The following is a 22558-nucleotide window of genomic DNA, read 5'->3' as shown; positions in this document are numbered from 1 at the left end:
CGCGTTCCTACTGTGACCTGCAACCCAAGGAGGTCCGACAGTGGCTCTCGACTACGCGGTGATCGCCGCCTACGTGCTCGGCATGATCGGCATGGGCTGGTGGGGCATGCGCCGCGCCACCAGCAAGAGCGAGTACCTGGTCGCCGGACGCAGGCTCGGTTTCGCCATGTACTCCGGCACCATGTCCGCCGTCGTGCTCGGTGGCGCGTCGACCATCGGCGGCGTCGGGCTCGGCTACAAGTTCGGCATCTCCGGCGCCTGGATGGTGTTCGCCATCGGCCTCGGCATCTTGCTGCTGAGCGCCCTGTTCGCGCGCCGGATCGTGCGGCTCAAGGTCTACACGGTCTCCCAGATGCTCGACCTGCGCTACGGCGGCAGCTCGTCGATGGTGTCCGGCACGGTGATGTGGGCGTACACGCTGATGCTGACGGTCACGTCCACGATCGCGTACTCCACGATCTTCACCGTCCTCTTCGGACTGCCGAAGTCCGTCGGCGTCATCATCGGCGGCGGCATCGTGGTGCTGTACAGCGTTCTCGGCGGCATGTGGTCGATCACGCTGACCGACATCGTGCAATTCGTGGTGAAGACGATCGGCATCCTGTTCCTGCTGCTGCCGATCTCGTTGTCCGCGGCGGGCGGCTTCGACGGCATCAAGGAACGGCTGAACGACCCGGCGGTGTTCGACGTCGGCACCATCGGTGTCAGCACGATCATCACCTACCTGCTGATCTACGTGTTCGGTCTGCTGATCGGACAGGACATCTGGCAGCGCGTGTTCACCGCCAAGTCGCCGCAGGTCGCCACGTGGGGCGGGATCACGTCCGGGCTCTACTGCCTGGTCTACGCCGTCGCCGGCGCGGTGATCGGCACCGCGGGCAAGGCGCTGTACCCGGACATCGCGAACTCCGACGAGGCGTTCGCGACGATCGTGGAGAACCTGCTGCCGACCGGGGTGCGCGGGCTCGTGCTCGCGGCGGCGCTGGCGGCCATGATGTCCACGTCGTCCGGTGCGCTGATCGCCTGCGCGACCGTCGCCTCCACCGACATCTGGAAGCGCGGTGCCAAGGGCGACGTGCACTCGAACCGGATGTTCACGCTGGTGCTCGGCATCGTCGCGATCGGCATCGCGGTGGCGCTGAACGACGTCGTGGCGGCGTTGACGGTCGCCTACAACATCCTGGTCGGCGGGCTGCTGGTGGCGATCCTCGGCGGGCTGGTGTGGAAGCGCGGCACGCAGGCCGGCGCGATGACGTCGATGGCGGCCGGCTCGCTGACGGCGATCGCGTTCATGGTGCTGGACGGCGTGCTGGCCGACTCCCCGATCTACTACAGCCTCGGCGCGTCGCTGGTGACGTACGTCGTGGTCAGCCTGGCCACCCCGCCCACCGACCCGGCCGTGCTGGCGGCGTGGAACCGGCGCGTGGCGGGGAAGGCAACCGAAGAGGAACTGGTGAAAGCATGATCGGCCCCGTCGACTCCTCGCAGGTCCCGCGCTACGCGGGCCCGGCGACCTTCGCCCGGCTGCCGCGCCTGGACCAGGTGGCGCACGCGGACGTCGCGGTGGTGGGGATCCCGTTCGACACCGGCGTCTCCTACCGGCCCGGTGCGCGGTTCGCACCCTCGGCGGTGCGGGAGGCGTCCCGGTTGCTGCGCCCGTACCACCCCGGCCTGGACGTGTCGCCGTTCGAACGCGTGCAGGTCGCGGACGGCGGGGACGTCGCGGTGAACCCGTTCCACATCGGCGAGGCGATCGAGACCATCGAGGGCGCGGCGTCCGAGCTGCAGGCCGGGGGCACGCGGTTGGTGACGATCGGCGGTGACCACACGATCGCGCTGCCGTTGCTGAGGGCGGTGTCGCGGATCCACGGACCTGTTGCGCTGCTGCACTTCGACGCACACCTGGACACGTGGGACACGTACTTCGGTGAGCCGTACACACACGGCACGCCGTTCCGCCGTGCCGTCGAGGAAGGCATCCTCGACACCGAGGCGATCTCCCACGTCGGCACGCGCGGGCCGTTGTACGGCAAGAAGGACCTGGAGGACGACCGGCGGCTCGGGTTCGGCATCGTCACGTCGTCGGACGTCCTGCGGCGAGGTGTCGACGAGACGGTCGACGCGCTGCGGCAGCGGATCGGGTCGCGGCCGGTGTACGTGTCGATCGACATCGACGTGCTGGACCCGGCGCACGCGCCCGGCACCGGCACGCCGGAGGCCGGTGGGATGACGTCGCGGGAGCTGCTGGAGATCCTGCGAGGGCTGCGGGGGCTGAACCTGGTCGGCGCGGACGTCGTGGAGGTCGCTCCGGCCTACGACCACGCGGACATCACTTCTGTGGCAGCCTCTCACGTTGCGTACGACCTCGTGAGTTTGATGGCTCTGAAGGAGGGCGCGTGACCGACTCCTCTGGACGCACCGGCGGTGACGTCGTCGTCGAGACGCTGGAGGCGCTCGGCGCGAGCACCGTCTTCGGCATTCCCGGCCAGCACGCTCTCGGGTTGTTCGACGCCTTGCGGCGGTCGGAGCTGAGGTACGTCGGGTCGCGGACGGAGGTCAACGCCGCGTTCGCCACCGATGGGCACGCACGGCTCACGGGTTCCGTGACGCCGTTGCTCGTCTCGACCGGACCGGGTGCGTTGCAGACGTTGGCCGGACTGCAGGAGTCCGCCGCTGCTTCGGCGCCCGTGCTGGGTATTTCGTCGCAGATCCCCAGGGCCGGTCTTGGCGGCGTGCGTGGTGGATACCTGCACGAGCTGACGGACCAGCTGGCGTCGTTCCGGGACATCGTGAAGCACGCACGCGTTGTCCGGCATGCGTCGCAGATCCCGTCGGCGTTGGCCGAAGCGTGGGAGATCGCGCTGACTGCGCCGTACGGTCCGGTGTGGCTGGAGATCCCGCAGGACGTGCTGCTCGGCCCGGCCGGGGTGCCGCCGGTGACGTCGGTGTCGTGGTCACCGCGCGAGCTGCACCCGCGGCCGGAGCTGGTCGCGGAGGCGGTGCGGTTGCTGGACGGTGCTCAGCGCCCGGTCATCCTGGCCGGTGGTGGCGCCTCCGGCCCCGAACTGGCCCAGCTGGCCGAGAAGCTGCGCGCACCGGTGGTGAGCACGTTCGGCGGCAAGGGCAACTTCCCCCGGGAGCACCCGCTCTCCGCGCAGTCGTGGCTGGAGGACTGGCACACCACGTCGTTCCTGGCCGACGCGGACGTGCTGCTGGTGGTGGGGTCCGGGCTCGGGGAGCTGTCCAGCAACTACCGGACGTTCCAGCCGCGCGGTGCGGTGGTCCAGATCGAGGCGGACCTCGGCAAGCTGGAGTCGAACTACCCGGCTCTCGGCATCCACGCCGAGGCCCGGCACGCGTTGCGCGCGTTGGTTTCCGGGGTCACGGCAAGGGTTGCCGACGGCGTTGCGGAGGCGCGGGTCGCGGAGTTGTTGACACGCGTACAGGATCGGTTGGCCGCGCAGGACCTCGCGCTGGAGCTCGGCGTCCTGCAAGCGTTGCGCGCCGCCGTCCCCGACGGCACCCCGACGTGCTGGGACATGACGATCCTCGCCTACTGGGCCTGGTCGGCCTGGGACCCGCGCGGCGGCGCGCAGCTCTCGGCCCAGGGCGCGGGCGGCCTCGGCTACGGCTTCCCCGCGGCGCTGGGCGTCGCGGCGGCTCACGACGGTCCGGTGCTGGCGGTCTCCGGTGACGGCGGCGCCATGTACGGCATCTCCGAGCTCGCCACCGCCGCCCAGCACGGCTCGCGCGTGGTGTGGCTGATCGTCGACGACGGCGGCTACGGCATCCTGCGCGAGTACATGACCGACGCGTTCGGCCAGGCCACCGCCACCGAGCTGACCCGCCCGGACTTCGTGGCACTCGCCGCGTCCTTCGGCGTCCCCGCGACCCTCACCACGCCGGAGACGCTGCGCGAGGACCTCACCAGGGCCTTCGCCACGAACGGCCCGCACGTGGTGGTCCTGCCCGCGGTGTTGCGCATGTTCGCCCCCACGCACCTGGAGCACACGTGATCGTCGCGAACTTCATCAACGGCACCTCTTCGCCCGCCGCGGACACCTCACCGCTGATCGACCCCGCAACGGGCGTCGAGTTCGGCCGTGCCGCCGTCTCCCGCGCCGCCGAGGTCGACGCCGCGGTCTCCGCCGCCGCCACCGCGTTCGTGTCGTGGTCGCGCACCACCCCTTCGGAACGCCAGCAGGCGTTGCTGAAGCTGGCCGACCTGCTGGAGTCCAACGCCGCGACCATCGCCGATGCGGAGGTCCGCGAAACCGGCAAGATCCGCTCGGTGCTGGTCGAGGAGGAGATCCCCCAGTGCGCCGACCAGATCCGCTTCTTCGCGGGCGCCGCCCGTGCGCTGTCGTCGGCCTCCGCCGGGGAGTACCTGCCCGGCCACACCTCCTACCAGCGCCGCGAGCCCGTGGGTGTGATCGCCCAGATCACCCCGTGGAACTACCCGCTGATGATGGCCGTCTGGAAGATCGCCCCGGCGTTGGCCGCCGGCAACACGGTGGTGTTGAAGCCCGCCGACACCACACCGTCTTCGTCTGTGCTGCTCGCCTCACTGGCCGCCGAGGTGCTGCCGCCCGGTGTGGTCAACGTCGTGCTGGGTGACCGCGACACCGGCCGCCTGCTCGTCGAACACCCCGTTCCCGCGATGGTGTCGCTGACCGGCTCCACGCGCGCTGGTGCCGAGGTGGCCCGTTCCGCTGCTGCGACGGTGAAGCGGCTGCACCTCGAACTCGGTGGCAACGCACCGGTCTTGGTGTTCGACGACGCGGACGTGGTCACTGCCGCGGAGGGGATCGTCGGCGCCGCCTTCTACAACGCGGGCCAGGACTGCACGGCCGCCTCTCGCGTTCTGGTGCACACGTCGGTTTTCGACTCGTTCGTCGAGGCGTTGGTGAAGGTGGCGTCTTCGCAGGTGCCCGGTTTCGACTTCGGTCCGTTGAACTCGCAGGCGCAGCTCGACCGCGTGCTGGGATTGGTGTCGCGGTCCTCAGGACTGGTCCACTGTGGAGGGCGACGGCACGGGTCTGATGGCTTCTTCCTGGAGCCCACCGTGGTTTCGGGGGTGTCGCAGGACGACGAGCTCGTACAGGAAGAGGCGTTCGCGCCGGTGATCACCGTGCAGACGTTCGCCTCCGACGACGAAGCCGTGGCGTTGGCCAATGGCGTGCCGCAGGGGTTGGCGTCGTCGATCTGGACGCGGGATGCGGGGCGTGTCGCGGCTTTGAGCGCACGGCTCGACTTCGGGATCGTGTGGGTGAACACGCACGGGCTCGTGGCGTCGGAGATGCCGCACGGCGGGTTCGGGGCGTCGGGGTATGGGAAGGACTTGTCGATGCACGGGCTGGAGGACTACACGCGCGTGAAGCACGTGATGATCGCCCACTAGACGGAAGGCCCGGTTCCGAGCGCGTTCGAACCTCCTCATCCCACCTCCGGTCAGCGGACCTCGATGGTCACGCCGTACCACTCGTGCAACGACGCGGCCAGCTCCGCACCCGCGTAAGCGGGCACGTGCGCCTTCCACCACGGCACGTCGTCGCGCACCGGCTCGGGCAACAGCAGCGCGCGGAACCGGGCGTCGAGCTCGGCGAGGCGTTCCGCCACCCACGGCGGTTCGGCGCCCTCCGAGAGACGGCGTTCGATCGCTTCCCTCACCGACAGGTCGTACATGTATTCGTCGATGTTGTCGTGGTAGGAGTCCTCGACGAAGTCGATGACCTGCTCCCACTGGTCGAGCATCGAGGCGTTGGACACGGTCATTTGATCGCCGTCTCGTCATAGAGCTTCACGTACCCGCAGAGTCTCCCGCAGTCCGGCAGGCGGCCCACCGCCTCCTGATCAGCGTACCGCCCGGCGGTGCGCGACCGGGGTGCTGGCCGACTCCGCACGCGACCCGTTGACCTCCACTTAACTGGAGCTCATAGCGTTCGTCAGCATGTTCGCGATTCGGCAGTACGAGCTCGGTCCCGCCTCCACCCTCCTCTTCGAGGAGGTACCCGACCCGACGCCAGGCCCCGGCCAGGTCCGCCTCACCGTGGCCGCGGCGGGCGTCCACCTCGTCGACACCACCATCCGCAAGGGTGCCTTCGGCCCCGTCGACCTCCCCATGACGCCCGGCCGCGAGGTCGCCGGCGTCGTCACCTCCACAGGTCCCGAGGTGTCGAGCGAGTGGCTCGGCCGCCGGGTGGTGGTGCACCTCGGCATGGCCAGCGGTGGCTATGCCGAGCTCGCCGTCGCGGCGGTGGAGTCGTTGCACCCGTTGCCGGACGACGTGTCCTTCGAGGCGGCGGTGGCGATGATCGGCACCGGGCGCACGGTGGTCGGTGTCTTGGGCACCGCCGGGCTGACCGCTGACGACGTGGTGCTCGTGACGTCGGCGGCCGGTGGGATGGGAGCGCTCTTCGTGCAGGAGGCGCGCAACGTCGGGGCGCGGGTGATCGGGCTGGCGTCGGGGGCGAAGCTCGACCACGTCGTGGGCAACGGTGCTGACGCCGCCATCGACTACACGCGGGCCGGCTGGTCCGACGGGCTCAAGGACATCACCGTCGTGCTCGACGGTGTGGGTGGGGAGGTGGGCACGGCCGCGTTGGGGACGCTCGGGGTGGGTGGGCGCGCGATCATCTACGGCTGGGCGTCCGGGAAGGCCACGGACACCAGCGTCGACAACCTCTACCCGAAGTCGTTGACCGCGACCGTCGCGCTGGGGCCGGGGCTGATGCGGCGCGGGCTGCGGACGTTGGAGGAGGAGTCGATGGCGGGGCTCGCGAGCGGACGGTTCGTGCCGCTGATCAACCCGCCGTTCGCGTTGCGGGACGCGGCGAAGGCCCACGAGGCGCTGGAGTCCAGGGCGACCGTCGGCAAGGTTGTGCTGAAGCCGTGACGAAGGGCCGTTCCCGCAGCGGGAACGGCCCTCCTCAGCACACCATCAGGCCTGGACCGGGACCTCGACGAACTTCTTGCCCGCCGTGTTCTCGACGACGACGGACTTGACGTCGTTCGGCGCCACGAGTGCGGAGCCGTCCAGGTTCGTGCCCTCGGCGGCGCCCCTCTTCGACACCAGCCAGGAACCTGCCTCCTGGCGGGTGCCGTCCTTGGCCACCACGAAGATCCGGCACTTCTCGCCCTCGGGGATGCCGTTGATCGCGAAGTTGGTCCGCACCCAGCCGGCGGCCGGGACGACCTTCACGGTCATCGACGCCCCGGTCACCGGGTCGGTGGCCGTGGCGAGCTTCGTACCGGTGGGGTCGGGGGCGACGGTCGGGGTCGGCTGGGCGATGCCGCCGCCCTCGGGCGAGGTCGCCTTGCCGACGAACACGCCTGCGCCGAGCACCAAAGCCGCCACCACGGCGGCAGCGGCTCCCAGGGTCACCTGACGGCGCCGGGCGACGCCGCCGCGCTCCGAGCGCACCTGGCGGAGCGTGCGCTGCAGCAACAGGTCTCCGCCCTCCGGCGGGCCGTCGAGCATGGCCTCCGGCGGCACCTCGCCGAGGTAGGCCTCCATGGCGCGGAGGTCCTCGAGCTCACGGGTGCAGTCGGGGCAGGACGCCAGGTGCTGGTCCATGTCACGCACCTCCTGCTCGTCCAGTGCTCCCAGAACGTAAGCACCGAGCAGCTGCGGGTCGTGCTGCGTGGTCATCCGGCCACCCCCTTCAGTGCGACCTGTTGACCGCCGAACGTCTCCCTCAGGGCTCGCAACGCGTAATACGATCTTGATTTCACCGTGCCCGGTGGCACCCCCAAGGCTGCTGCCGCCTCGCTCACGCTGCGGCCGCGGAAGTAGATCTCCATCAGCACGTCGCGGTGGTCGGACGACAACCGGTCGAGGGCCTCCAGCACCACCACCGAGTCGACGACCTGGTCCGCGTGGTCGCGCTCGATCGGCGGCGTCGCCGGGGACTCGGCCACCTCCTGGGGACGCGCGGCCTTGGCGCGGACCCGGTCGGTGACGATGTTGCGCGCGACCGTCAACAGCCAGCCGCGCACCGATCCCTTGCCGTTCACGAGGGCGTCGGGGTGGCGCCACGCGCGGACGAGGGTCTCCTGGACCACGTCCTCGGCAGCCGCCCGGTCGCCGGTCAACCGCGTCGCGTACGCCAGCAACGCCCGACCATGCTCCTCGTAGAGCGATCGGATCAGTGCCTCGTCGGCCGCGGTCTCCCGTTTGCGGGAGAACAATGCCGCCATCCACCCACTCCTCCCCGCCCACGAAACACCTCTTGTGGGCGTCCTGTTCCAGACCTCAGCCGACACACGAGCGGGCAGTGGCTTCGGTTCAACGAAGTTCCAACGAAAGCGAGCCGGATGGTAGCCGGGTGCGGTGGCAGGCCCCGAACCGCAGCTCACCGCATCCGGTTCAGATGCTTCACCAGTTCGTCCATCACGGCCTGCGGCATGACGTTGATGAACATGCCGTGGTCGGTGGCCGGGTCGCGCAGCTCCTCGGCGAAGCTGTCGATCGCGAACGGGCGCCCCGCCGGGACGTCGTAGCCGACCGTCACGTGCAGGCGCGGGACGGGGAACGTCTTGGCCGGGCAGGTGCCGCCGGCGAGCGCGAACACCACGTGCGTGCGGTGCGAGGCGCTGTCGGTGTTGCTGCCGTCCCAGCAGCTCGGGAACTCGTAGCGGCGCAGGGTGCGCACGCCGGGGGCGCACAGCGGGTACTTCGTCGTGTACCGGTCCGGCTGGTCCGCGCAGCCCCACCGCGCCCGCGTGTTGGGGCCGTAGTCGTTGGTGTAGGCGCTCGGGTCGCCGGTGATCAGGCGCAGGAACCGCGGCATCGGCAGCACGTCGCTGACCGGGCTGCCGTCGTACCGGACCTCGACGCTCGCCGGCGCCAGCACCTCACCGGTGTTGCCGTGCAGACCGCCACCGTCGGCGTGCACGTCGTGGCCTGTGCCGTCGGTCAGGCGCAGCACCGGCCAGTAGTAGGTCGACCGGTCGTCCTTCTCGCACGTGGACGGTGCCTGTGCGAGGGAGGTGTTCGTCGACATCGCGTTCGCCGACTCGTTGCCCACGTACTCGTGTGTGTGGTGCGCGCCGAACGGGATGCCGGGCGACACGACCGGGTTGTCGGCGTTGAGGTGCCGCTTCTCGTTCGTGCCGCAGCGGAGCACCACGCCGGGCGTGTTCGGCTCGCTCACCGTCCGGTCGAGCTCGCTCACGTACATGTCGGCGTCGGGCGTGCCGTTCGAGGTGCCGCCGAACAGCACGAAACCGGCGGTCATGACGACGACCACCGCCAGCACCGCGACGGCGACGACAGGCCGGCGGCTCACTCCGGTTCCTTCCACACTCCGGCCAGTCTATCGACCGGTGACGGGGTCAGATCACCCGCCGCACCACCGGAAGGACGAGCGCCGGCTACTTCGCGAGCAGCCGGTCGTAGATCCGCAGCAACGTCTCGACCTCGCCCTCTTCGAGCTTGTCGAACAGCTCCTGGCGCACCGTCTCGACGTGCCCCGGCGTGGCCTCGGCGACCGCGCGCCTGCCCTCCTCGGTGATCGCCACCATCGTCGCCCGCGCGTCACCGGGGCAGTCGGAGCGTTCGACCAGCCCGCGCTGCTCCATGCGCTTGAGCTGGTGGGCGAGCCGGCTGCGGTCCCAGCCGACGGCGGTGCGCAGCTCACGGGCCCGCACGACACCGTCCGCCGCCTCGGTCAGCGGCACGAGCAGCTCGTAGTCCGCGCACGACAGGCCGTTGTCGAGCAGCTGGCGCTCGGTGGCGACCACGAGGCAGCGGTTGAGCTCCAGCCACGCCTTCCAGAGCGACTTCTCGCGCTCGTCCAACGCCGTCATGTGATCCACACCGGCGATTCTACTAGTTGCTGATACATCAGCCAATGCCCTACGATGCTGATGTATCAGCAAATTGGGGAGAGGGGCAGGCGATGGAGTTCGGACTCTTCGGACTGGGTGACATCAGGGTCGACGTCACCACCGGGTACACCCCGTCCGAGCAGGAGCGGCTCCTCGCGAACGTCCGCATCGCCAAGCACGCGGAAGAGGCCGGGTTCGACGTCTTCGCGTTCGGCGAGCACCACGCGCAGGGCTGGGTCTCGAGCAGCCCGGCGACCGTGCTCGGGTTCATCGCGGGGCAGACCTCGCGGATCACGCTCTCCACCGCGGTCACCCTGATCACGACCAACGACCCGGTGCGCGTCGCCGAGGAGTTCGCGACGCTGCAGCACCTCTCGCAGGACCGGGTGGACCTGATGCTCGGCCGCGGTGTCAGCGCGGAGACCTACACCGCGTTCGGCCAGCGACCGGAGGACGGCATCGCGCTCGCCGTCGAGAACTACGCGCTGCTGCGGCAGCTCTGGGACAACGACGTGGTCACCTGGTCCGGCCGGTTCCGCGCGCCGTTGCGCGACTTCACCGCGATGCCCAGGCCGTTGGACGGCAAGCCGCCCTTCGTCTGGCACGGCTCGATCCGGTCACCGGAGATCGCGCAGCAGGCCGGGAGGTACGGCGACGGGTTCTTCGTGAACAACCTGCTCGTGCCGATCGACTTCTACAAGCGCTACGTCGAGTTCTACCGGTCGCTCTACGCCGAGCACGGGCACGGCGCGGCCGAGGACGCCGTGGTGGGTGCGGGCGGCGCGTTCTACGTGCGTGCTCGTTCGCAGGACGCGGTCGACGAGTACCGGCCGCACTTCGACGGCCACGACCTCTACCGCGGCCAGGACCTCGACCTGGCGAACCGGCACACCGGCCTCACGGTGGGCAGTCCGGCGCAGGTGGTCGAGAAGGTAATGGCGACCCGGCAGGCGTTCGGCCCGTACCGGCGGCAGCTGTGGAGCGCCGACTTCGGCGGCGTGCCGGAGAAGGAGGTGCACCGGACGATCGAGCTCGTCGGCGAGGAGGTGCTCCCCGTCCTGCACAAGGAGCTGCGGGCGACGCCGGCCGTGGCCTGAGACCAGGTCCGGGCCGCTCCCCACCCCCTGGGCGGCCCGGACTTCCCCCTCACCCGGCCGTGATCAACGGCGTGCGGTCGTGGTTCATCACGCTCACGCCCGCCACGTCGGCCGCGCGCACCATCGCGGAGCCCGAGAGCGTCACCTCGTCCTCGTTCGCCCGCCACGACCCCGCGGTGAACGTGCGCCCGTCCTTCGTGTGCACCACCAGCCAGCAGGCTTCCCCGCCCTGCACGCCGTCGACCGTCGCGACCAGCCGCAGCCCGCCCTCGGTGTCGGTGACCTGCACGGCCAGGTGCGCACCGGCCGCCGAGGTCCCCCGCAGGACGGTGTCCCCGGTGTCCTGCCCCAGCCACACCCCGCCGGCGAGCGCCCCCGCGACCATGAACGTGGAGGTCGCGGCCATGACGCGACCACGACGGCGGCCGGCGTCGTGGCGTTCCCGGCGGACCGTGCCCAGTGTGCGCTGCAGGACGTGGTCCGCGTCCGGTGGTGGGCCGTCGAGCGCGGCCTCCGGTGGTAGCTCTTCCTTCAGCATGTGGTGATCTCGTTCAGCTCGTCGTGGTGCCCATGGATGTGGGAACACCGCACTTTCTCTCCTCCTGTTCCGCGTTCCTGCGGTGACCAACACCTTCAAAACGGCGCTACGAGGAAGTTGGTTCAACGCAGATACCAAGAGGTTGTGCACCCCACAGCACGAGGTTGACCTGGGCCGTGACCTGCACTTAAGCTCTCATATATGATGTATGACCAGGCCGGAACGCCGCCTGCGTCGAGAACGGACTTCGTTCTGGAATCGATCAAAGAAGCGATTCTCAACGGAGAGCTGAAGCCCGGTCAGGCGCTCGTGGAAACAGATCTGGCCGCGTGGCTGACCGTCTCGAAGACCCCGGTGCGGGAGGCGTTGAAGACGCTCGTCGGGTCCGGTCTCGTCGTGATGAGCCCCTACAAGGGCGCCGCCGTGCGGACCGTCGACGCCGCGATGGCCGCCGCGCTCTACGACGTGCGGCTGCTGCTGGAACCCGAGGCGCTGCGGCGTGCGGTGGAGCTCGGGGCGTCGTTCGACGAGGCGGCGCTCGCGCTGGAGGACACCGATGACCTCGCCCGCCGCAGCCTCGCCAACCGGCGGTTCCACCGGGCGCTGTACGCCGGCTGCGGCAACCCGTTGATGGTCGAGATCCTCGACGGCCTGCGCGACCAGGCGGCGCTCGTCACCGTCGCGGGCTGGGGCCTGCACCCGACATGGGAAGCGGAGGCCGCCGAGCACCGCGCGATCCTCGCCGCCGCCACCGACCGCGATGCCGGCCTCGCGACCGAACTGCTGCGCCGCCACATACGGACATTCGCCGACCGTCTCACCGAGGAGCTCCCCGATGTCGTTCGATGACCTCTCCGACCAGCTGGCGTCCGTCGTGGCGATCACCGTCACGCCGTTCGACGCGGACGGAGCCGTCGACGAGAAGAGCTACGCCGCGGTCCTCGACCGGATGGTGGACGGCGGCATCTCCGTCGTCACGCCGAACGGCAACACCAGCGAGTTCTCCACGCTGTCCCCCGCGGAGACCGAGCGCGCGCTGCGGGTCACCGTCGACACCGTGGGCGGGCGGGCGTCGATCATCGCCGGTGTCGGGCACGACCTGGAGACCGCCGTCAGGAGCGCCCGGTTCGCCGACGCGCACGGTGCCCAGGGCGTGATGGTCCACCAGCCCGCGCACCCGTACGTGTCGCTCGACGGCTGGGTCGACTACCACCGGGCGATCGCCGACTCGGTGCCCGAGCTGAGCGTGGTCCTCTACGTGCGCAACCCGCGGATCGGTGGCGCGCAGATCGCCGCGCTCGCCGACGCGTGCCCGAACGTCGTGGGCGTGAAGTACGCGGTGCCGGACCCGGTGCGGTTCGCCTCGGTGGCGCGCGACGCCGGACTCGACCGGCTGACGTGGGTCGCGGGGCTGGCCGAGCTGTCCGCGCCCGGCTACTTCGCCGTCGGGGCAACGGGGTTCACGTCCGGGCTGGCGAACGTGGCGCCGCAGCTGTCGGTGCAGTTCTTCGGCTGCCTGCGGGCCGGGGAGTTCGGAGCGGCGATGGAGATCTGGGAGTTCGTGCGCGGGTTCGAGGAGCTGCGGGCGGCGAACGAGTCGGCGAACAACGTGTCGGTGGTGAAGGAAGCGCTGGCACAGCTCGGGTTGTGCCGCCGGGACGTGCGTCCGCCCGCGTCGGTGCTGGGCGAGGCCGGCCGTTCCGCTGTCGGCGTGCTGCTGAACTCGTGGAGCCTGCTGTGAGCTTGCGCAGCGGTGAGTGGTTCGACGGCGAAGGGCTGCGGGCGTTCTCGCACAACGCGCGCATGCGCCAGCTCGGCGTGAACCCGGCTGAACACCTCGGCAAGCCCGTCATCGCGATCTTGAACACGTGGAGCGGCATCAACCCGTGCCACATGCATTTGCGCGAGCGCGCGCAGCAGGTCGAACGCGGGGTGTGGGAGGCGGGCGGTTTTCCGCTGGAGTTCCCGGTGTCGACGCTGTCGGAGACGTACCAGAAACCGACGCCGATGTTGTACCGCAACATGTTGTCGATGGAGACGGAGGAGATCCTCCGCTCGTACCCGGTCGACGGCGCGGTGCTGATGGGCGGCTGCGACAAGACCACGCCGGCGTTGCTGATGGGTGCCGCTTCCGCCGGTCTGCCCACGGTCTTCGTGCCGGCCGGGCCGATGCTGCGCGGGCACTGGCGCGGGCAGAAGCTCGCGTCCGGCACCGACATGTGGCGGTTCTGGGACGAGAAGCGGGCGGGAAAGATCACGTCCGCCGACTGGGCGGAGATCCAGTCAGGGCTGGCCCGCTCCCCCGGCACGTGCATGACGATGGGCACGGCGTCGACGATGACCGCGGCGGCCGAGGCGCTGGGACTCACCTTGCCGGGGGCGTCGTCGATCCCGGCCGTGGACTCGGCCCACCACCGGATGGCGGCGGCCTCGGGCATGCGGGTGGTCGAGATGGTCCGCGAGGGTCTGACGATCGGCGACGTCCTTTCCGCTGAGGCGTACGAGGACGCGGTCAGGACCGTGCTGGCGTTGGGTGGTTCGACGAACTCGTACATCCACCTGATCGCGATGGCCGGGCGGTCGCAGATCCCGTTGTCGCTGGACGACTTCGACCGGTTGTCGCGGGAGGTGCCGGTGCTCGCGTCCGTGCAACCCGCCGGTGAGCACCTCATGGAGGACTTCTACTACGCCGGCGGGTTGCGCGGACTGCTCTCGCGGTTGCGGGACTCGTTGCACCTCGAGCGGATCACCGTCACGGGCCGCACGTTCGGCGCGGACCTCGAAGGTGCCGAGGTGCACGACCCCGCGGTGATCCGGCCGCTGTCGGACCCGGTCTCGCCCGAGGGCGGACTGGCCGTGCTGCGCGGCAACCTCGCACCGGACGGCGCGGTGATCAAGTACGTGGCGGCCGACCCCGCCCTGTGGAAGCACACCGGTCCGGCGGTGGTCTTCCACGGCTACCAGGACCTGCAGGCGCGCATCGACTCGCCTTCGCTGGAGGTCGCGAAGGACTCGGTGATCGTGCTGGCGGGTGGTGGCCCGAAGGGCGGGCCCGGCATGCCGGAGTACGGGATGCTGCCGATACCGGACAAGCTGCTGCGCGAGGGTGTCCGGGACATGCTCCGGGTCTCGGACGCCCGGATGAGCGGAACTTCCTACGGTGCCTGCGTTCTGCACGTGGCACCGGAGGCGCACGTCGGTGGTCCGCTGGCGCTGGTGCGCGACGGCGACCTGGTGACGCTGGACGTCGAGGCGCGGGTGCTGCGCGTGGAGATCTCCGACGAGGAGATGGCCCGGCGGCGGGCCGCGTGGGTCGAGCCGGCGCCGAGGTTCGAACGCGGGTACGGCGCGCTGTACCAGGAGCACATCACGCAGGCGAACGAGGGCTGCGACTTCGAGTTCCTGTCGCGTCCGGGCCGCAACCCGGAGCCCAACGCGCACTAGCCCTTGGACACGACACTGCCCATGGCGGGGTCGAGCTTCTCCTGGGCGTCCTGCCAGTCGCTGCTGCCGTGAAGCTCCGTGCGCAGGTACGCGGCCGCGAGCTCGCGGACGGCGTGCATGCGTTCGGGGCTCTCGTCCGTGGTCTCGGCGACGTCGTAGCCGGAGACGCCACCGAGCCCGTGCTCGCCGCCGACCAGCGTGAGCAGCGACTTGCGGCCCGGTGCCAGGTGGTACGGGTCGGCGTGCCAGTCCGGCCCGGCGGTCGTGAGGTGCCCGGAGGCGTCGTTGTCGCCGGCCACCACGAGTGCGGGCGTGGTCATCGTGGTGAAGTCCACGGACGCCATGAACCCGTAGTTCTCCCTGACGACGTCGGTGACCGCGTCACCCCGCCCGGTCGCCCCGAGCAGCACGCCGGCCTTGATCCTCGGCTCCCGCAGGCTGACGCCCTCGGTGGTCATGCCGAGCAGCAGGCTCGCGGTGTGCCCGCCCATCGAGTGCCCGGCGACGGCGATCCTGCCGGTGTCGAGCCGGTTCTCCAGCTGCGGCACGGCTTTCACGACCTCGTCGAGCCGGTCGATGACGGTGGACATGTCCTCGGCCCGTTCCCGCCAGAACATCGGCGCGCCGGGGGTGTCCGCGGGCAGGTTCAGCGTGCGGGAGCTGAGGTGCGTCGGCTGGATGACCACGAAGCCCTGCTCGGCCCAGTAGTCGGCCAGCGGCCCGTAGCCGTGCAGCGAGGAGAGGTGGTGGGAGTAGCCCTGCCCGTGGGACAGAAGGATGATCGGCAGCCCAGTGCCCTCGGTCGGCGCGGAGACCTTCAGCTGCAGGTCAACGGGCCTTCCGGGCACCTGCAGCACGATCGGGCTCACCGTGAAGACGGTCATGACGTTCCCTTCGAGTATGCTCGCCACACCAAGCGGAGCGACGTTCCGGAACGATACGGAGCAGTGTTCCGCTTTGTCAACCGCCCCTCGGAAGGGAGTCCCGTGCCCCCACGCAAGCGGTCCGACGCCGTGCGCAACGAGCAGACCCTGCTCGCCGCCGCGGCCGCCGTGTTCGTCCGCTCCGGCGTCGACGCCCCGATCCGGGAGATCGCGGCCGAGGCGGGCGTCGGCATGGGCACCATCTACCGCCACTTCCCCACCCGCGCGGACCTCGTCGTCGCCGTGTACCGCCACCAGGTCGAGTCGTGCGCGGCGGCGGGCCCGGAACTGCTGGCGGGCGGCGGGTCCCCGTATGTCGCATTGCGACGGTGGATCGACCTGTTCGTCGACTTCCTGGTGACCAAACACGGTCTGGCGCAGGCGTTGCAGTCCGACGACAGCGGGTTCGCGTCGTTGCACGCGTACTTCCTCGACACGTTGGGGCCGGTGTGCCGGCAGCTGCTCGATGCGGCTGCGGCGGCCGGGGAGATCCGGGCGGATGTGCGGCCGTACGAGCTGATGCGCGGGATCGGGAACCTCTGCATCGGGCAGGCGGATGAGCGGTACGAGCCGCGACGGGTGATCGCGCTGCTGCTGGACGGTCTGCGCGCCTGATCGGGGGGTTGTGCGGCTCGGGGCCGCGCGGGTTGGGTTGCGCGGCTTGGGGTTGTACGGCGACGCTGGGGGCGAACAGGAGCCAGCGGTTCCGGGCGGTCAGCGTTTTCCCGTCGGCGGGGATCAGGCCACAGCAGATGGCCGGCTCGATGGCGGTGACCTGCACCGGTTCCACGCCGGTCCTGCTGGTGGTCGCGCTGAAGTTCGTGAACCCCGCCCGGCTCGTGACCCGGCTCGGAGACCGCTCTCAGCGCCGGACAGGTCATGATTGGATCAACCGGCGGCTGAGGCGAGGTAACCAGTGGCAGTGACCATCCGCGACGTGGCACGCAGGGCGCACGTGTCGGTCGCCACCGTTTCGCGTGCGCTGACCTCTCCGGAGCTCGTGCGGCCGGAGACGAGGACGCGCGTGCTGGCCGCTGCCACGGAGCTCGGGTACCAGCCCAACCGCGCCGCGCGGGGACTGATCACGGGCAAGACCGGCAACATCGGCATCGTCGTGCCCGACCTCGACAACCCGTTCTTCACGGGGGTGCTCAAGGCCGTGCAGGCGCGGGCGGCGCAGGCCGACTACGCGGTGTTCGTGGCCGACAGCGACGAGGACCCGGTCGCGGAGGCCAAGCTGGTGCACGCCATGGCGAAGCAGGTCGACGGTGTCGTGCTGTGCGCGCCGGGCCTGGAGGACTCGCAGGTCCGCGAGGCGGCCGGGGCGACGTCGCTGGTGCTGCTGAACCGGCGGCTGCCCGGTGTGCCGGCGGTGTTGATGGACTCGTCCGATGGCGTGCAGGCGGTCGTCGAGCACCTCGTCGCGTTGGGGCACCAGCGGATCGCCTACCTGAACGGGCCGCGCACGTCGTGGTCCAACCAGGAGCGCCGGCGCGGCCTGATGTCGGCGGTGGCCAGGCACGGCGTGGACCTGGCCGACCTCGGGCCGTTCGCGCCGCGCTACGAAGGTGGCCTGCAGGCGGCGGATCTGGCCGTGGCGGCCGGCACGACCGCGGTCATCGCCTACAACGACATCATGGCGCTGGGTGTGCTGGCGCGGTTGCGGGACCGCGGGATCTCGGTGCCCGGCGACGTGTCGGTGACGGGGTTCGACGACCTGACGTACGCGGCGCTGTGCTGCCCCGCGCTCACCACCGTCGCGATGCCCGTTGCCCAAGCAGGACGGACGGCGGTGAATCTCTTGCTGGACTGGCTGGACTCCGACAACACCGAGGTGCCGCAGGTCGTGCTGGAGACGCAGCTGGTCGTGCGCGGGACCACCACGCCGCCCAAGAGGTGAAAAGGCGGCCCCGGCCAGCGCCTGGGGGGAGTGCGCTGAAAGCCGGGGCCGCGAAAGCGGCGGGCCCGAGGGGGGAGGGGGCCATGTGCCGCTGGTGTTCCACTCTGCCCTGGGACGGGGAAATAAGCCAGGGTGGATGTACCTGTTTTTGGATTCTCGTACGTACGGGTTACACGTAGAGGCCTTCGTACAACTCAGCGTGAAGACGGTGCACCACACCACGTTTGACCTTCAACGTGGGCGTGAGCTCGCCTACCTCCTGCGACAGGTCCCTTGCCAGGAGGACGAACTTCTTCACCTGGGAAACACTGGCGAAGTGCGAGTTCGCTTCGTCAACGACTTCCTGCACCAGCGCTCGCACGTCCGGGTGACCCACCAGTGACTCAACGTCAGAAGGAAGTCCACGCGACGTGGCCCACGCGGCGATCTCGTCCGCATCCAGTGTGATCAGAGCCACACAGAAGGGCTTGCGGTCGCCGTAGAGCACCGCGTGCGAGATCCACCGCGACTGCCGCAACACGTTCTCCACGTTGGCGGGCGCGATGTTCTTGCCGCCCGCGGTGATGATGATGTCCTTCTTGCGCCCGGTGATCGTCACGAAACCGTCCGCGTCGATCTCGCCGAGGTCACCGGTGTGCAGCCAGCCGTCCCGGATCGTCTCCGCCGTCGCCTCCGGGTCGCGCCAGTAGCCCCCGAAGACGTGCGGGCCGCGCATCAGCAGCTCACCGTCCTCGCCGAGCTTCATCTCCAGGCCCGCCACGCCGGTGGCGCCGACCGAGCCGAGTTTGAAACTCTCCAACGTGTTGATGGTGCCGACCGCAGTGGACTCGGTCATGCCGTAGCCCTCCAGCACCGGCACCCCGGCGGCGTGGAAGAACTGCAGCACCTCGGGGGAGATCGGCGCGGCACCGGACAACGCCTGCTGCAGCCGCCCGCCGAACACCGCGCGCACGTTCGCGAACAGCGCGTCGACCTGGTCGAACGCCGCCGCCATCTCGGCGGGCACCGGTTCGCCCGCGGCCTTGCGGCGCCGCACCTCCAGCCCGAGGGTGACCGCCTGGGACAGTTGCGCCGGGTCGACCGCGCCGGTGACGAACGTGTAGATCTTCTCGAAGATCCTGGGCACCGACGGCAGGAACGTCGGCTTGACCTCGGCCAGCTCGGGCACGACCGCCTTCATGTCGCCGCCGTAGAACGCCAGCTCGCCGCCGCGGTACATCGTGCCGAACATGACGATCTGCGCGAAGACGTGTGCCAGCGGCAGGAACAGGTAGACCGTGCCCTGCATGGCGTCGATCCGCGTCTCCTCGGCCAGCCGGCACAGCGTGACCCAGTTCGCGCTGGTCAGCACGCAGCCCTTGGGCGGCCCGGTGGTGCCGGAGGTGTAGATGATCAGGCTCGGGTCGTCGGGCTTCACCGCGGCCCTGCGCGCGTCCAGCTCGGCGGCCAGCGGCGAGGTGCGGCCGGTGTCGCGCAGGTCGGCGACCGTCGGCCGGTCACCGGCGGGCTCGATCGTGTAGACCGCGCGCAGCTCGGGGAGCCCGTCGCGCACGACGTCGACCTTGACGCACTGCGCCTCGTCCTCGGCGACCACGATGGACGCTCCGGAGTTGCCGACCACCCAGGCGACCTCCTCCGCCGTGCTGGACGGGTAGATCGGCACGACGATGCCGCCGGCCGCGAGCACGGCCAGCTCGACCGCGACCCACTCGTGCCGGGTGCCGGCGAGCACGCACACCCGGTCGCCTGAGGACAGTCCGGCGTGGACGAACCCGGAGGCGAGGTCCAGCACCTGCTCGGAGACCTCGGCGTAGGTCTGCCGGTGCCACTCGCCGTGCTGCTTGAACCGCCACGCCACCGCGTCGCCGTACGCCTGCTCCGCGAGGAACGGCAGGTCGGCGATGCGGCGCACGGCTTTCACCGCGTTCGGGCTGGTGACTCCTGCGGTCATTGCGGCTCCTACGCGCGTCGGGGCGGGGGTTCGGGCGGGAGGGTTCAGGCGGGCACGACCTGGACGCGGGTGCCGTTGAGCACGGCGGTCCCGGAGAGCGGGTCGATCCGGAGGTCGTCGGTGAGCAGGTTGACGTTCACCCCGGCGTGCTCACGGGCCACGGTCATCCGCGTGCCGGGCAGGTCGTGGCCCCAGCCGTGCGGCATCGACACGACACCCGGCGCGATGTCGTCGGTGACCTCGACGAGCACCTCGACCTTGCCTACCCGCGAGGTCACCCGGGCGGTGGCGCCGTCGGTCAGGCCGATCCGCCGGGCGTCACCGGTGTTGACGAGCAGCGTGCACAACGGCCTGCCCTTCACCAGCGCGGGCACGTTGTGCATCCAGGAGTTGTTGGTGCGCAGGTGGCGGCGGCCGACGAGGACCATCTCGGTCTCGGGTGTGCGCAACGACTCCAGCACGCGCGGCAGGTCGTCCACAACGGCCTGTGGCGTGAGCTCGACCTTGCCGGACGCGGTGCGCAGGATCTCCGGCAGGCGTGAGGTGAGCGGGCCGAGGTCGATGCCGTGCGGGTTGTCCAGCAGCTGCCGCAACGAGACCCCGTACGCGCCGGTGCGGAGCTTGAGGTCCAGCAGGCGTTCCTCGCGGGTCTCACCCTCGGGTTCGAAGTCGGCCCCGAGCTTGGTCTTCAGCTCCGCCAGCTGGAACGCGGCGATGGCGTCGAGGTCGGCGGCCGGGCCCATGCCGCCGAAGATGGTGGCGAGCCGGAAGAAGATGTCCGTCTCGTCGACCCGGTCCTGCTCCAACGGGATCGGTGCGCGCGAGTACTTCACGACGTTGCGCACGGAGTTGTTGAAGAACGCGAGGTCGTAGTGCGCACGGCGGGACGGCGGCGGCGTGGGCAGGATGACGTCGGCGTGCCTGGTCGTCTCGTTGAGGTACGGGTCGACGCTGACCATGAACTCCAACGACGCGAGGGCGTCGTTCACGCGTGCGGAGTTCGGCAACGACAACGCCGGGTTGCCGCCGATCGTGAACAGCGCGCGCACTTGGCCGTCGCCGGGCGTCTCGATCTCGTCGACCAGTGTGACGGCCGGGAACTCCCCCATCACCTCGGGGTGGCCCTTGACCCGGCTGTGCCAGCTGCCGATGCCGAACCCCTTGCCCCGCCCGGAACCTCGGCGGCTGTGGGCGGGCAGCGGCCACATCACGCCACCGGGCCGGTCGAGGTTGCCGGTGAGGACGTTGAGCGTGTCGACCGCCCAGGACGCGATCGTGCCGAACTCGACGGTCGTGGTGCCGATGCGGCCGTAGACGGCTGCCCGGTCGGCGGTGGCGAGCCGGCGGGCCAGCGCGCGGATCACCTCGGCGGCCACGCCGGTCCGTTCTGCCACCGCGTCCGGGCCGAAGTCGGCGACGAGCGCGCGGACCGGCGTGTGGTCGGTGACGTGGTCCGCGAGTTCCTTCAGGTCGACCAGGTCCTGGGCGAACAGCTCGTGGATCAACGCCAGCAGCAGGAACACGTCGGTGCCCGGCCGGATGACGACGTGCTGGTCGGCGGCCGCGGCGGTGCGGCTGCGGCGCGGGTCGACGACGACGAACGACCCGCCGCGCCGCTGCAGCTCGCGGAACCGGCCCGGCGCGTCCGGGACCGTCCACAGGCTGCCGTTGGACGAGAACGGGTCCGCGCCGAGGACCAGCATGAAGTCGGTGCGGTCGATGTCGGGCACCGGGATCGAGAAGATGCTGCCGTACATGTGTCCGCACTGGACGTGTTTGGGCATCTGGTCGACCGTGCTGGCGGTGAAGACGTTGCGGCTGCCGAGCGCTTTGCGCAGCGGTCCGGCGTAAAGGCCGCCAGCGAGGGAGTGCACCACCGGGTTGCCGAGGTACATCGCGACGGCGTCGCGGTCGGGGAAGTCCTTGAGCCGCTCGTCGATGTACGCGAACGCCTCCGCCCAGGTGGTCTCGACGAACTCGCCGGCACGCTTGACCAGCGGCGTGCGCAGGCGGTCGGGATCGGCGTCGAGCGTGCCGAGCGAGGCGCCCTTGGGGCAGATGAACCCCTTGCTGAACTCGTCGTCGCGGTCGCCGCGCACCTTCGTGACGCGGTCGCCCTCGACCGTCAGCTCCAGCCCGCACGTCGCCTCGCACAGCGGGCAGGTCGTGAACACGGTGCTCATGCGTCCCCTTGCTCCGGCTTGTTACCAACGAGTACTAGTCGGTGGCCACCGGGCGCAACCGCCCGGCCGAGGTCAACCCGAAAAGCTCACTGACCGCTCTGGCGATCATGTCCGGTCGTTGCAGCGTGTGTTCGAAGCGGAAGCCGATCACGGCTCGCGACCCGCTGAGCAGACCGGTCAGCTTGATGGATTCATCCTGGTCAGTGCCAAAACAGACGATCCGCCCGAACGGCGCGAGCGCGTCGGAGGAGGCCGTGAGCATGCCTCCGGGGTCGAGCACGACGTCGACCTGTCCACCCTCGTTCGCGCGCACCAGCCGGTTGGCCAGACCGTCCCGATCGGACTCGACCGCGATGTCGGCGCCGAGCTTGAGCGCCTTGCGCCGGCGGGCTTGGCTCGACTCCGTGGCGATCACACGGCCTGCGGCGAAGCTGCGCGCGAGTTGCACCGCTATCGCGCCGATCTCGCTCGCAGCGTTGTGCACGACGATCGACTCGTCTGGCCTGAGGTGCGCGCACGTGCGGAGGAGATGCCATGCCGTGGTGCCTGCTCTGGCCAAGACCAGCGCTTGCTCATCGCTCACGCCCGCGGACACGGGCAGGTGCAGGCGACCGGCGACCACGACGACGCGACGCCCGCCGTCCTCGACCCTGACCTCATCGGCCGCCTCGGCTGTGCGCATCTGGTCAGA

Annotated in this window: 21 protein-coding genes; 11 read left to right on the top strand and 10 right to left on the bottom strand. The window is 70.2% G+C overall.

The features are described 5' to 3' along the window. Positions 1–40 precede the first annotated feature (40 nt). Genes BBK82_RS25345 through BBK82_RS25330 form a run of 4 tightly spaced genes read left to right on the top strand, consistent with a single transcriptional unit; the run spans position 41 to position 5401 of the window. Positions 41–1465, top strand: coding sequence for a sodium:solute symporter family protein (locus BBK82_RS25345; RefSeq protein ID WP_065917248.1), 1425 nt, complete (start codon positions 41–43; stop codon positions 1463–1465). Next, complete coding sequence (gene speB / locus BBK82_RS25340) at positions 1462–2400, top strand: agmatinase (RefSeq protein ID WP_065917247.1); 939 nt, start codon at positions 1462–1464, stop codon at positions 2398–2400. Before BBK82_RS25345 ends, speB begins: the two co-directional genes overlap by 4 nt. Then, the gene (locus tag BBK82_RS25335; protein WP_065917246.1) at positions 2397–4016 is read left to right on the top strand and encodes a thiamine pyrophosphate-binding protein; all 1620 of its coding nucleotides are present in this window, start codon (positions 2397–2399) and stop codon (positions 4014–4016) included. The genes speB and BBK82_RS25335 overlap by 4 nt, the downstream gene beginning before the upstream one ends. Continuing rightward, positions 4013–5401, top strand: coding sequence for an aminobutyraldehyde dehydrogenase (locus tag BBK82_RS25330; RefSeq protein ID WP_065917245.1), 1389 nt, complete (start codon positions 4013–4015; stop codon positions 5399–5401). The genes BBK82_RS25335 and BBK82_RS25330 overlap by 4 nt, the downstream gene beginning before the upstream one ends. Before the next feature lie 50 nt (positions 5402–5451). Here BBK82_RS25330 and BBK82_RS25325 read toward each other — a convergent pair whose 3' ends face one another. Continuing rightward, positions 5452–5775: a hypothetical protein gene (locus BBK82_RS25325; protein ID WP_065917244.1), complete on the bottom strand. Its 324-nt coding sequence runs from the start codon at positions 5773–5775 to the stop codon at positions 5452–5454. A gap of 175 nt (positions 5776–5950) precedes the next feature. Between BBK82_RS25325 and BBK82_RS25320 the strand changes: the two genes are divergently transcribed. Beyond that, positions 5951–6895: a zinc-binding dehydrogenase gene (locus BBK82_RS25320; protein ID WP_065917243.1), complete on the top strand. Its 945-nt coding sequence runs from the start codon at positions 5951–5953 to the stop codon at positions 6893–6895. A 45-nt stretch (positions 6896–6940) separates the two neighbouring features. Here the strand turns inward: BBK82_RS25320 and BBK82_RS25315 are convergent, their stop codons facing one another. From BBK82_RS25315 to BBK82_RS25300, 4 genes are all read right to left on the bottom strand, one after another. Next, a complete protein-coding gene (locus tag BBK82_RS25315) occupies positions 6941–7651 on the bottom strand; it encodes an anti-sigma factor family protein (protein WP_065917242.1) in 711 nt (236 codons plus the stop codon). After that, positions 7648–8199 (bottom strand): sigma-70 family RNA polymerase sigma factor, encoded by a 552-nt coding sequence (locus BBK82_RS25310; RefSeq protein ID WP_065917241.1) that lies wholly within the window; start codon positions 8197–8199, stop codon positions 7648–7650. Before BBK82_RS25310 ends, BBK82_RS25315 begins: the two co-directional genes overlap by 4 nt. Positions 8200–8354: 155 nt before the next feature. After that, on the bottom strand, positions 8355–9290 hold the full coding sequence (locus BBK82_RS25305; RefSeq protein WP_237047572.1) for a DUF1996 domain-containing protein: 936 nt from the start codon (positions 9288–9290) through the stop codon (positions 8355–8357). Positions 9291–9375: 85 nt separating this feature from the next. Further along, the gene (locus BBK82_RS25300) at positions 9376–9810 is read right to left on the bottom strand and encodes a MarR family winged helix-turn-helix transcriptional regulator (protein ID WP_065917240.1); all 435 of its coding nucleotides are present in this window, start codon (positions 9808–9810) and stop codon (positions 9376–9378) included. Positions 9811–9902: 92 nt separating this feature from the next. On the opposite strand from BBK82_RS25300, the gene BBK82_RS25295 reads away from it, so the two are divergent. Beyond that, a complete protein-coding gene (locus tag BBK82_RS25295; RefSeq protein ID WP_065917239.1) occupies positions 9903–10928 on the top strand; it encodes an LLM class flavin-dependent oxidoreductase in 1026 nt (341 codons plus the stop codon). A gap of 49 nt (positions 10929–10977) precedes the next feature. Here the strand turns inward: BBK82_RS25295 and BBK82_RS25290 are convergent, their stop codons facing one another. After that, the gene (locus BBK82_RS25290) at positions 10978–11466 is read right to left on the bottom strand and encodes a hypothetical protein (RefSeq protein ID WP_065917238.1); all 489 of its coding nucleotides are present in this window, start codon (positions 11464–11466) and stop codon (positions 10978–10980) included. 204 nt (positions 11467–11670) lie between these two features. On the opposite strand from BBK82_RS25290, the gene BBK82_RS25285 reads away from it, so the two are divergent. Genes BBK82_RS25285 through araD form a run of 3 tightly spaced genes read left to right on the top strand, consistent with a single transcriptional unit; the run spans position 11671 to position 14910 of the window. Then, complete coding sequence (locus BBK82_RS25285; RefSeq protein WP_065921335.1) at positions 11671–12315, top strand: GntR family transcriptional regulator; 645 nt, start codon at positions 11671–11673, stop codon at positions 12313–12315. Then, positions 12302–13207 carry a dihydrodipicolinate synthase family protein gene (locus BBK82_RS25280; RefSeq protein ID WP_065917237.1) on the top strand — a complete coding sequence of 302 codons (906 nt, stop codon included), beginning with the start codon at positions 12302–12304 and terminating at the stop codon, positions 13205–13207. The genes BBK82_RS25285 and BBK82_RS25280 overlap by 14 nt, the downstream gene beginning before the upstream one ends. Continuing rightward, on the top strand, positions 13204–14910 hold the full coding sequence (gene araD / locus BBK82_RS25275; RefSeq protein WP_218920331.1) for an L-arabinonate dehydratase: 1707 nt from the start codon (positions 13204–13206) through the stop codon (positions 14908–14910). Before BBK82_RS25280 ends, araD begins: the two co-directional genes overlap by 4 nt. Here the strand turns inward: araD and BBK82_RS25270 are convergent. After that, positions 14907–15794 (bottom strand): alpha/beta hydrolase family protein, encoded by an 888-nt coding sequence (locus BBK82_RS25270; protein WP_065917235.1) that lies wholly within the window; start codon positions 15792–15794, stop codon positions 14907–14909. The genes araD and BBK82_RS25270 overlap by 4 nt on opposite strands. 102 nt (positions 15795–15896) lie before the next feature. Here BBK82_RS25270 and BBK82_RS25265 point away from each other — a divergent pair, with 102 nt between their 5' ends. Next, on the top strand, positions 15897–16448 hold the full coding sequence (locus BBK82_RS25265; RefSeq protein ID WP_065917234.1) for a TetR/AcrR family transcriptional regulator: 552 nt from the start codon (positions 15897–15899) through the stop codon (positions 16446–16448). A 301-nt stretch (positions 16449–16749) separates the two neighbouring features. Continuing rightward, positions 16750–17733 (top strand): LacI family DNA-binding transcriptional regulator, encoded by a 984-nt coding sequence (locus BBK82_RS25260; protein WP_065917233.1) that lies wholly within the window; start codon positions 16750–16752, stop codon positions 17731–17733. A gap of 169 nt (positions 17734–17902) precedes the next feature. On the opposite strand, the gene BBK82_RS25255 is transcribed toward BBK82_RS25260, so the two are convergent. Genes BBK82_RS25255 through BBK82_RS25245 form a run of 3 tightly spaced genes read right to left on the bottom strand, consistent with a single transcriptional unit; the run spans position 17903 to position 22462 of the window. Further along, positions 17903–19684, bottom strand: coding sequence for an AMP-dependent synthetase/ligase (locus BBK82_RS25255; protein WP_065917232.1), 1782 nt, complete (start codon positions 19682–19684; stop codon positions 17903–17905). 44 nt (positions 19685–19728) lie between these two features. Further along, a complete protein-coding gene (locus tag BBK82_RS25250) occupies positions 19729–21867 on the bottom strand; it encodes a molybdopterin oxidoreductase family protein (protein ID WP_065917231.1) in 2139 nt (712 codons plus the stop codon). Between the two features lie 34 nt (positions 21868–21901). Continuing rightward, positions 21902–22462 carry a zinc-binding dehydrogenase gene (locus BBK82_RS25245; protein ID WP_170067962.1) on the bottom strand — a complete coding sequence of 187 codons (561 nt, stop codon included), beginning with the start codon at positions 22460–22462 and terminating at the stop codon, positions 21902–21904. Positions 22463–22558: the final 96 nt, after the last annotated feature.

It is taken from the genome of Lentzea guizhouensis (assembly GCF_001701025.1).
Lineage (GTDB): Bacteria > Actinomycetota > Actinomycetes > Mycobacteriales > Pseudonocardiaceae > Lentzea > Lentzea guizhouensis.
The sequence above is the reverse complement of the archived record's forward strand: the minus strand, read 5'-3'. Positions and strand labels throughout refer to the sequence as shown.

Coding starts and splice junctions, on each gene's coding strand:
- BBK82_RS25300 (WP_065917240.1), bottom strand. CDS start 9,810: ATGACGGCGTTGGACGAGCGCGAGAAGTCGCTCTGGAAGGCGTGGCTG.
- BBK82_RS25255 (WP_065917232.1), bottom strand. CDS start 19,684: ATGACCGCAGGAGTCACCAGCCCGAACGCGGTGAAAGCCGTGCGCCGC.
- BBK82_RS25310 (WP_065917241.1), bottom strand. CDS start 8,199: ATGGCGGCATTGTTCTCCCGCAAACGGGAGACCGCGGCCGACGAGGCA.
- BBK82_RS25285 (WP_065921335.1), top strand. CDS start 11,671: ATGTATGACCAGGCCGGAACGCCGCCTGCGTCGAGAACGGACTTCGTT.
- BBK82_RS25290 (WP_065917238.1), bottom strand. CDS start 11,466: ATGCTGAAGGAAGAGCTACCACCGGAGGCCGCGCTCGACGGCCCACCA.
- BBK82_RS25315 (WP_065917242.1), bottom strand. CDS start 7,651: ATGACCACGCAGCACGACCCGCAGCTGCTCGGTGCTTACGTTCTGGGA.
- BBK82_RS25295 (WP_065917239.1), top strand. CDS start 9,903: ATGGAGTTCGGACTCTTCGGACTGGGTGACATCAGGGTCGACGTCACC.
- BBK82_RS25320 (WP_065917243.1), top strand. CDS start 5,951: ATGTTCGCGATTCGGCAGTACGAGCTCGGTCCCGCCTCCACCCTCCTC.
- BBK82_RS25280 (WP_065917237.1), top strand. CDS start 12,302: ATGTCGTTCGATGACCTCTCCGACCAGCTGGCGTCCGTCGTGGCGATC.
- BBK82_RS25325 (WP_065917244.1), bottom strand. CDS start 5,775: ATGACCGTGTCCAACGCCTCGATGCTCGACCAGTGGGAGCAGGTCATC.
- BBK82_RS25250 (WP_065917231.1), bottom strand. CDS start 21,867: ATGAGCACCGTGTTCACGACCTGCCCGCTGTGCGAGGCGACGTGCGGG.
- BBK82_RS25270 (WP_065917235.1), bottom strand. CDS start 15,794: ATGACCGTCTTCACGGTGAGCCCGATCGTGCTGCAGGTGCCCGGAAGG.
- speB (WP_065917247.1), top strand. CDS start 1,462: ATGATCGGCCCCGTCGACTCCTCGCAGGTCCCGCGCTACGCGGGCCCG.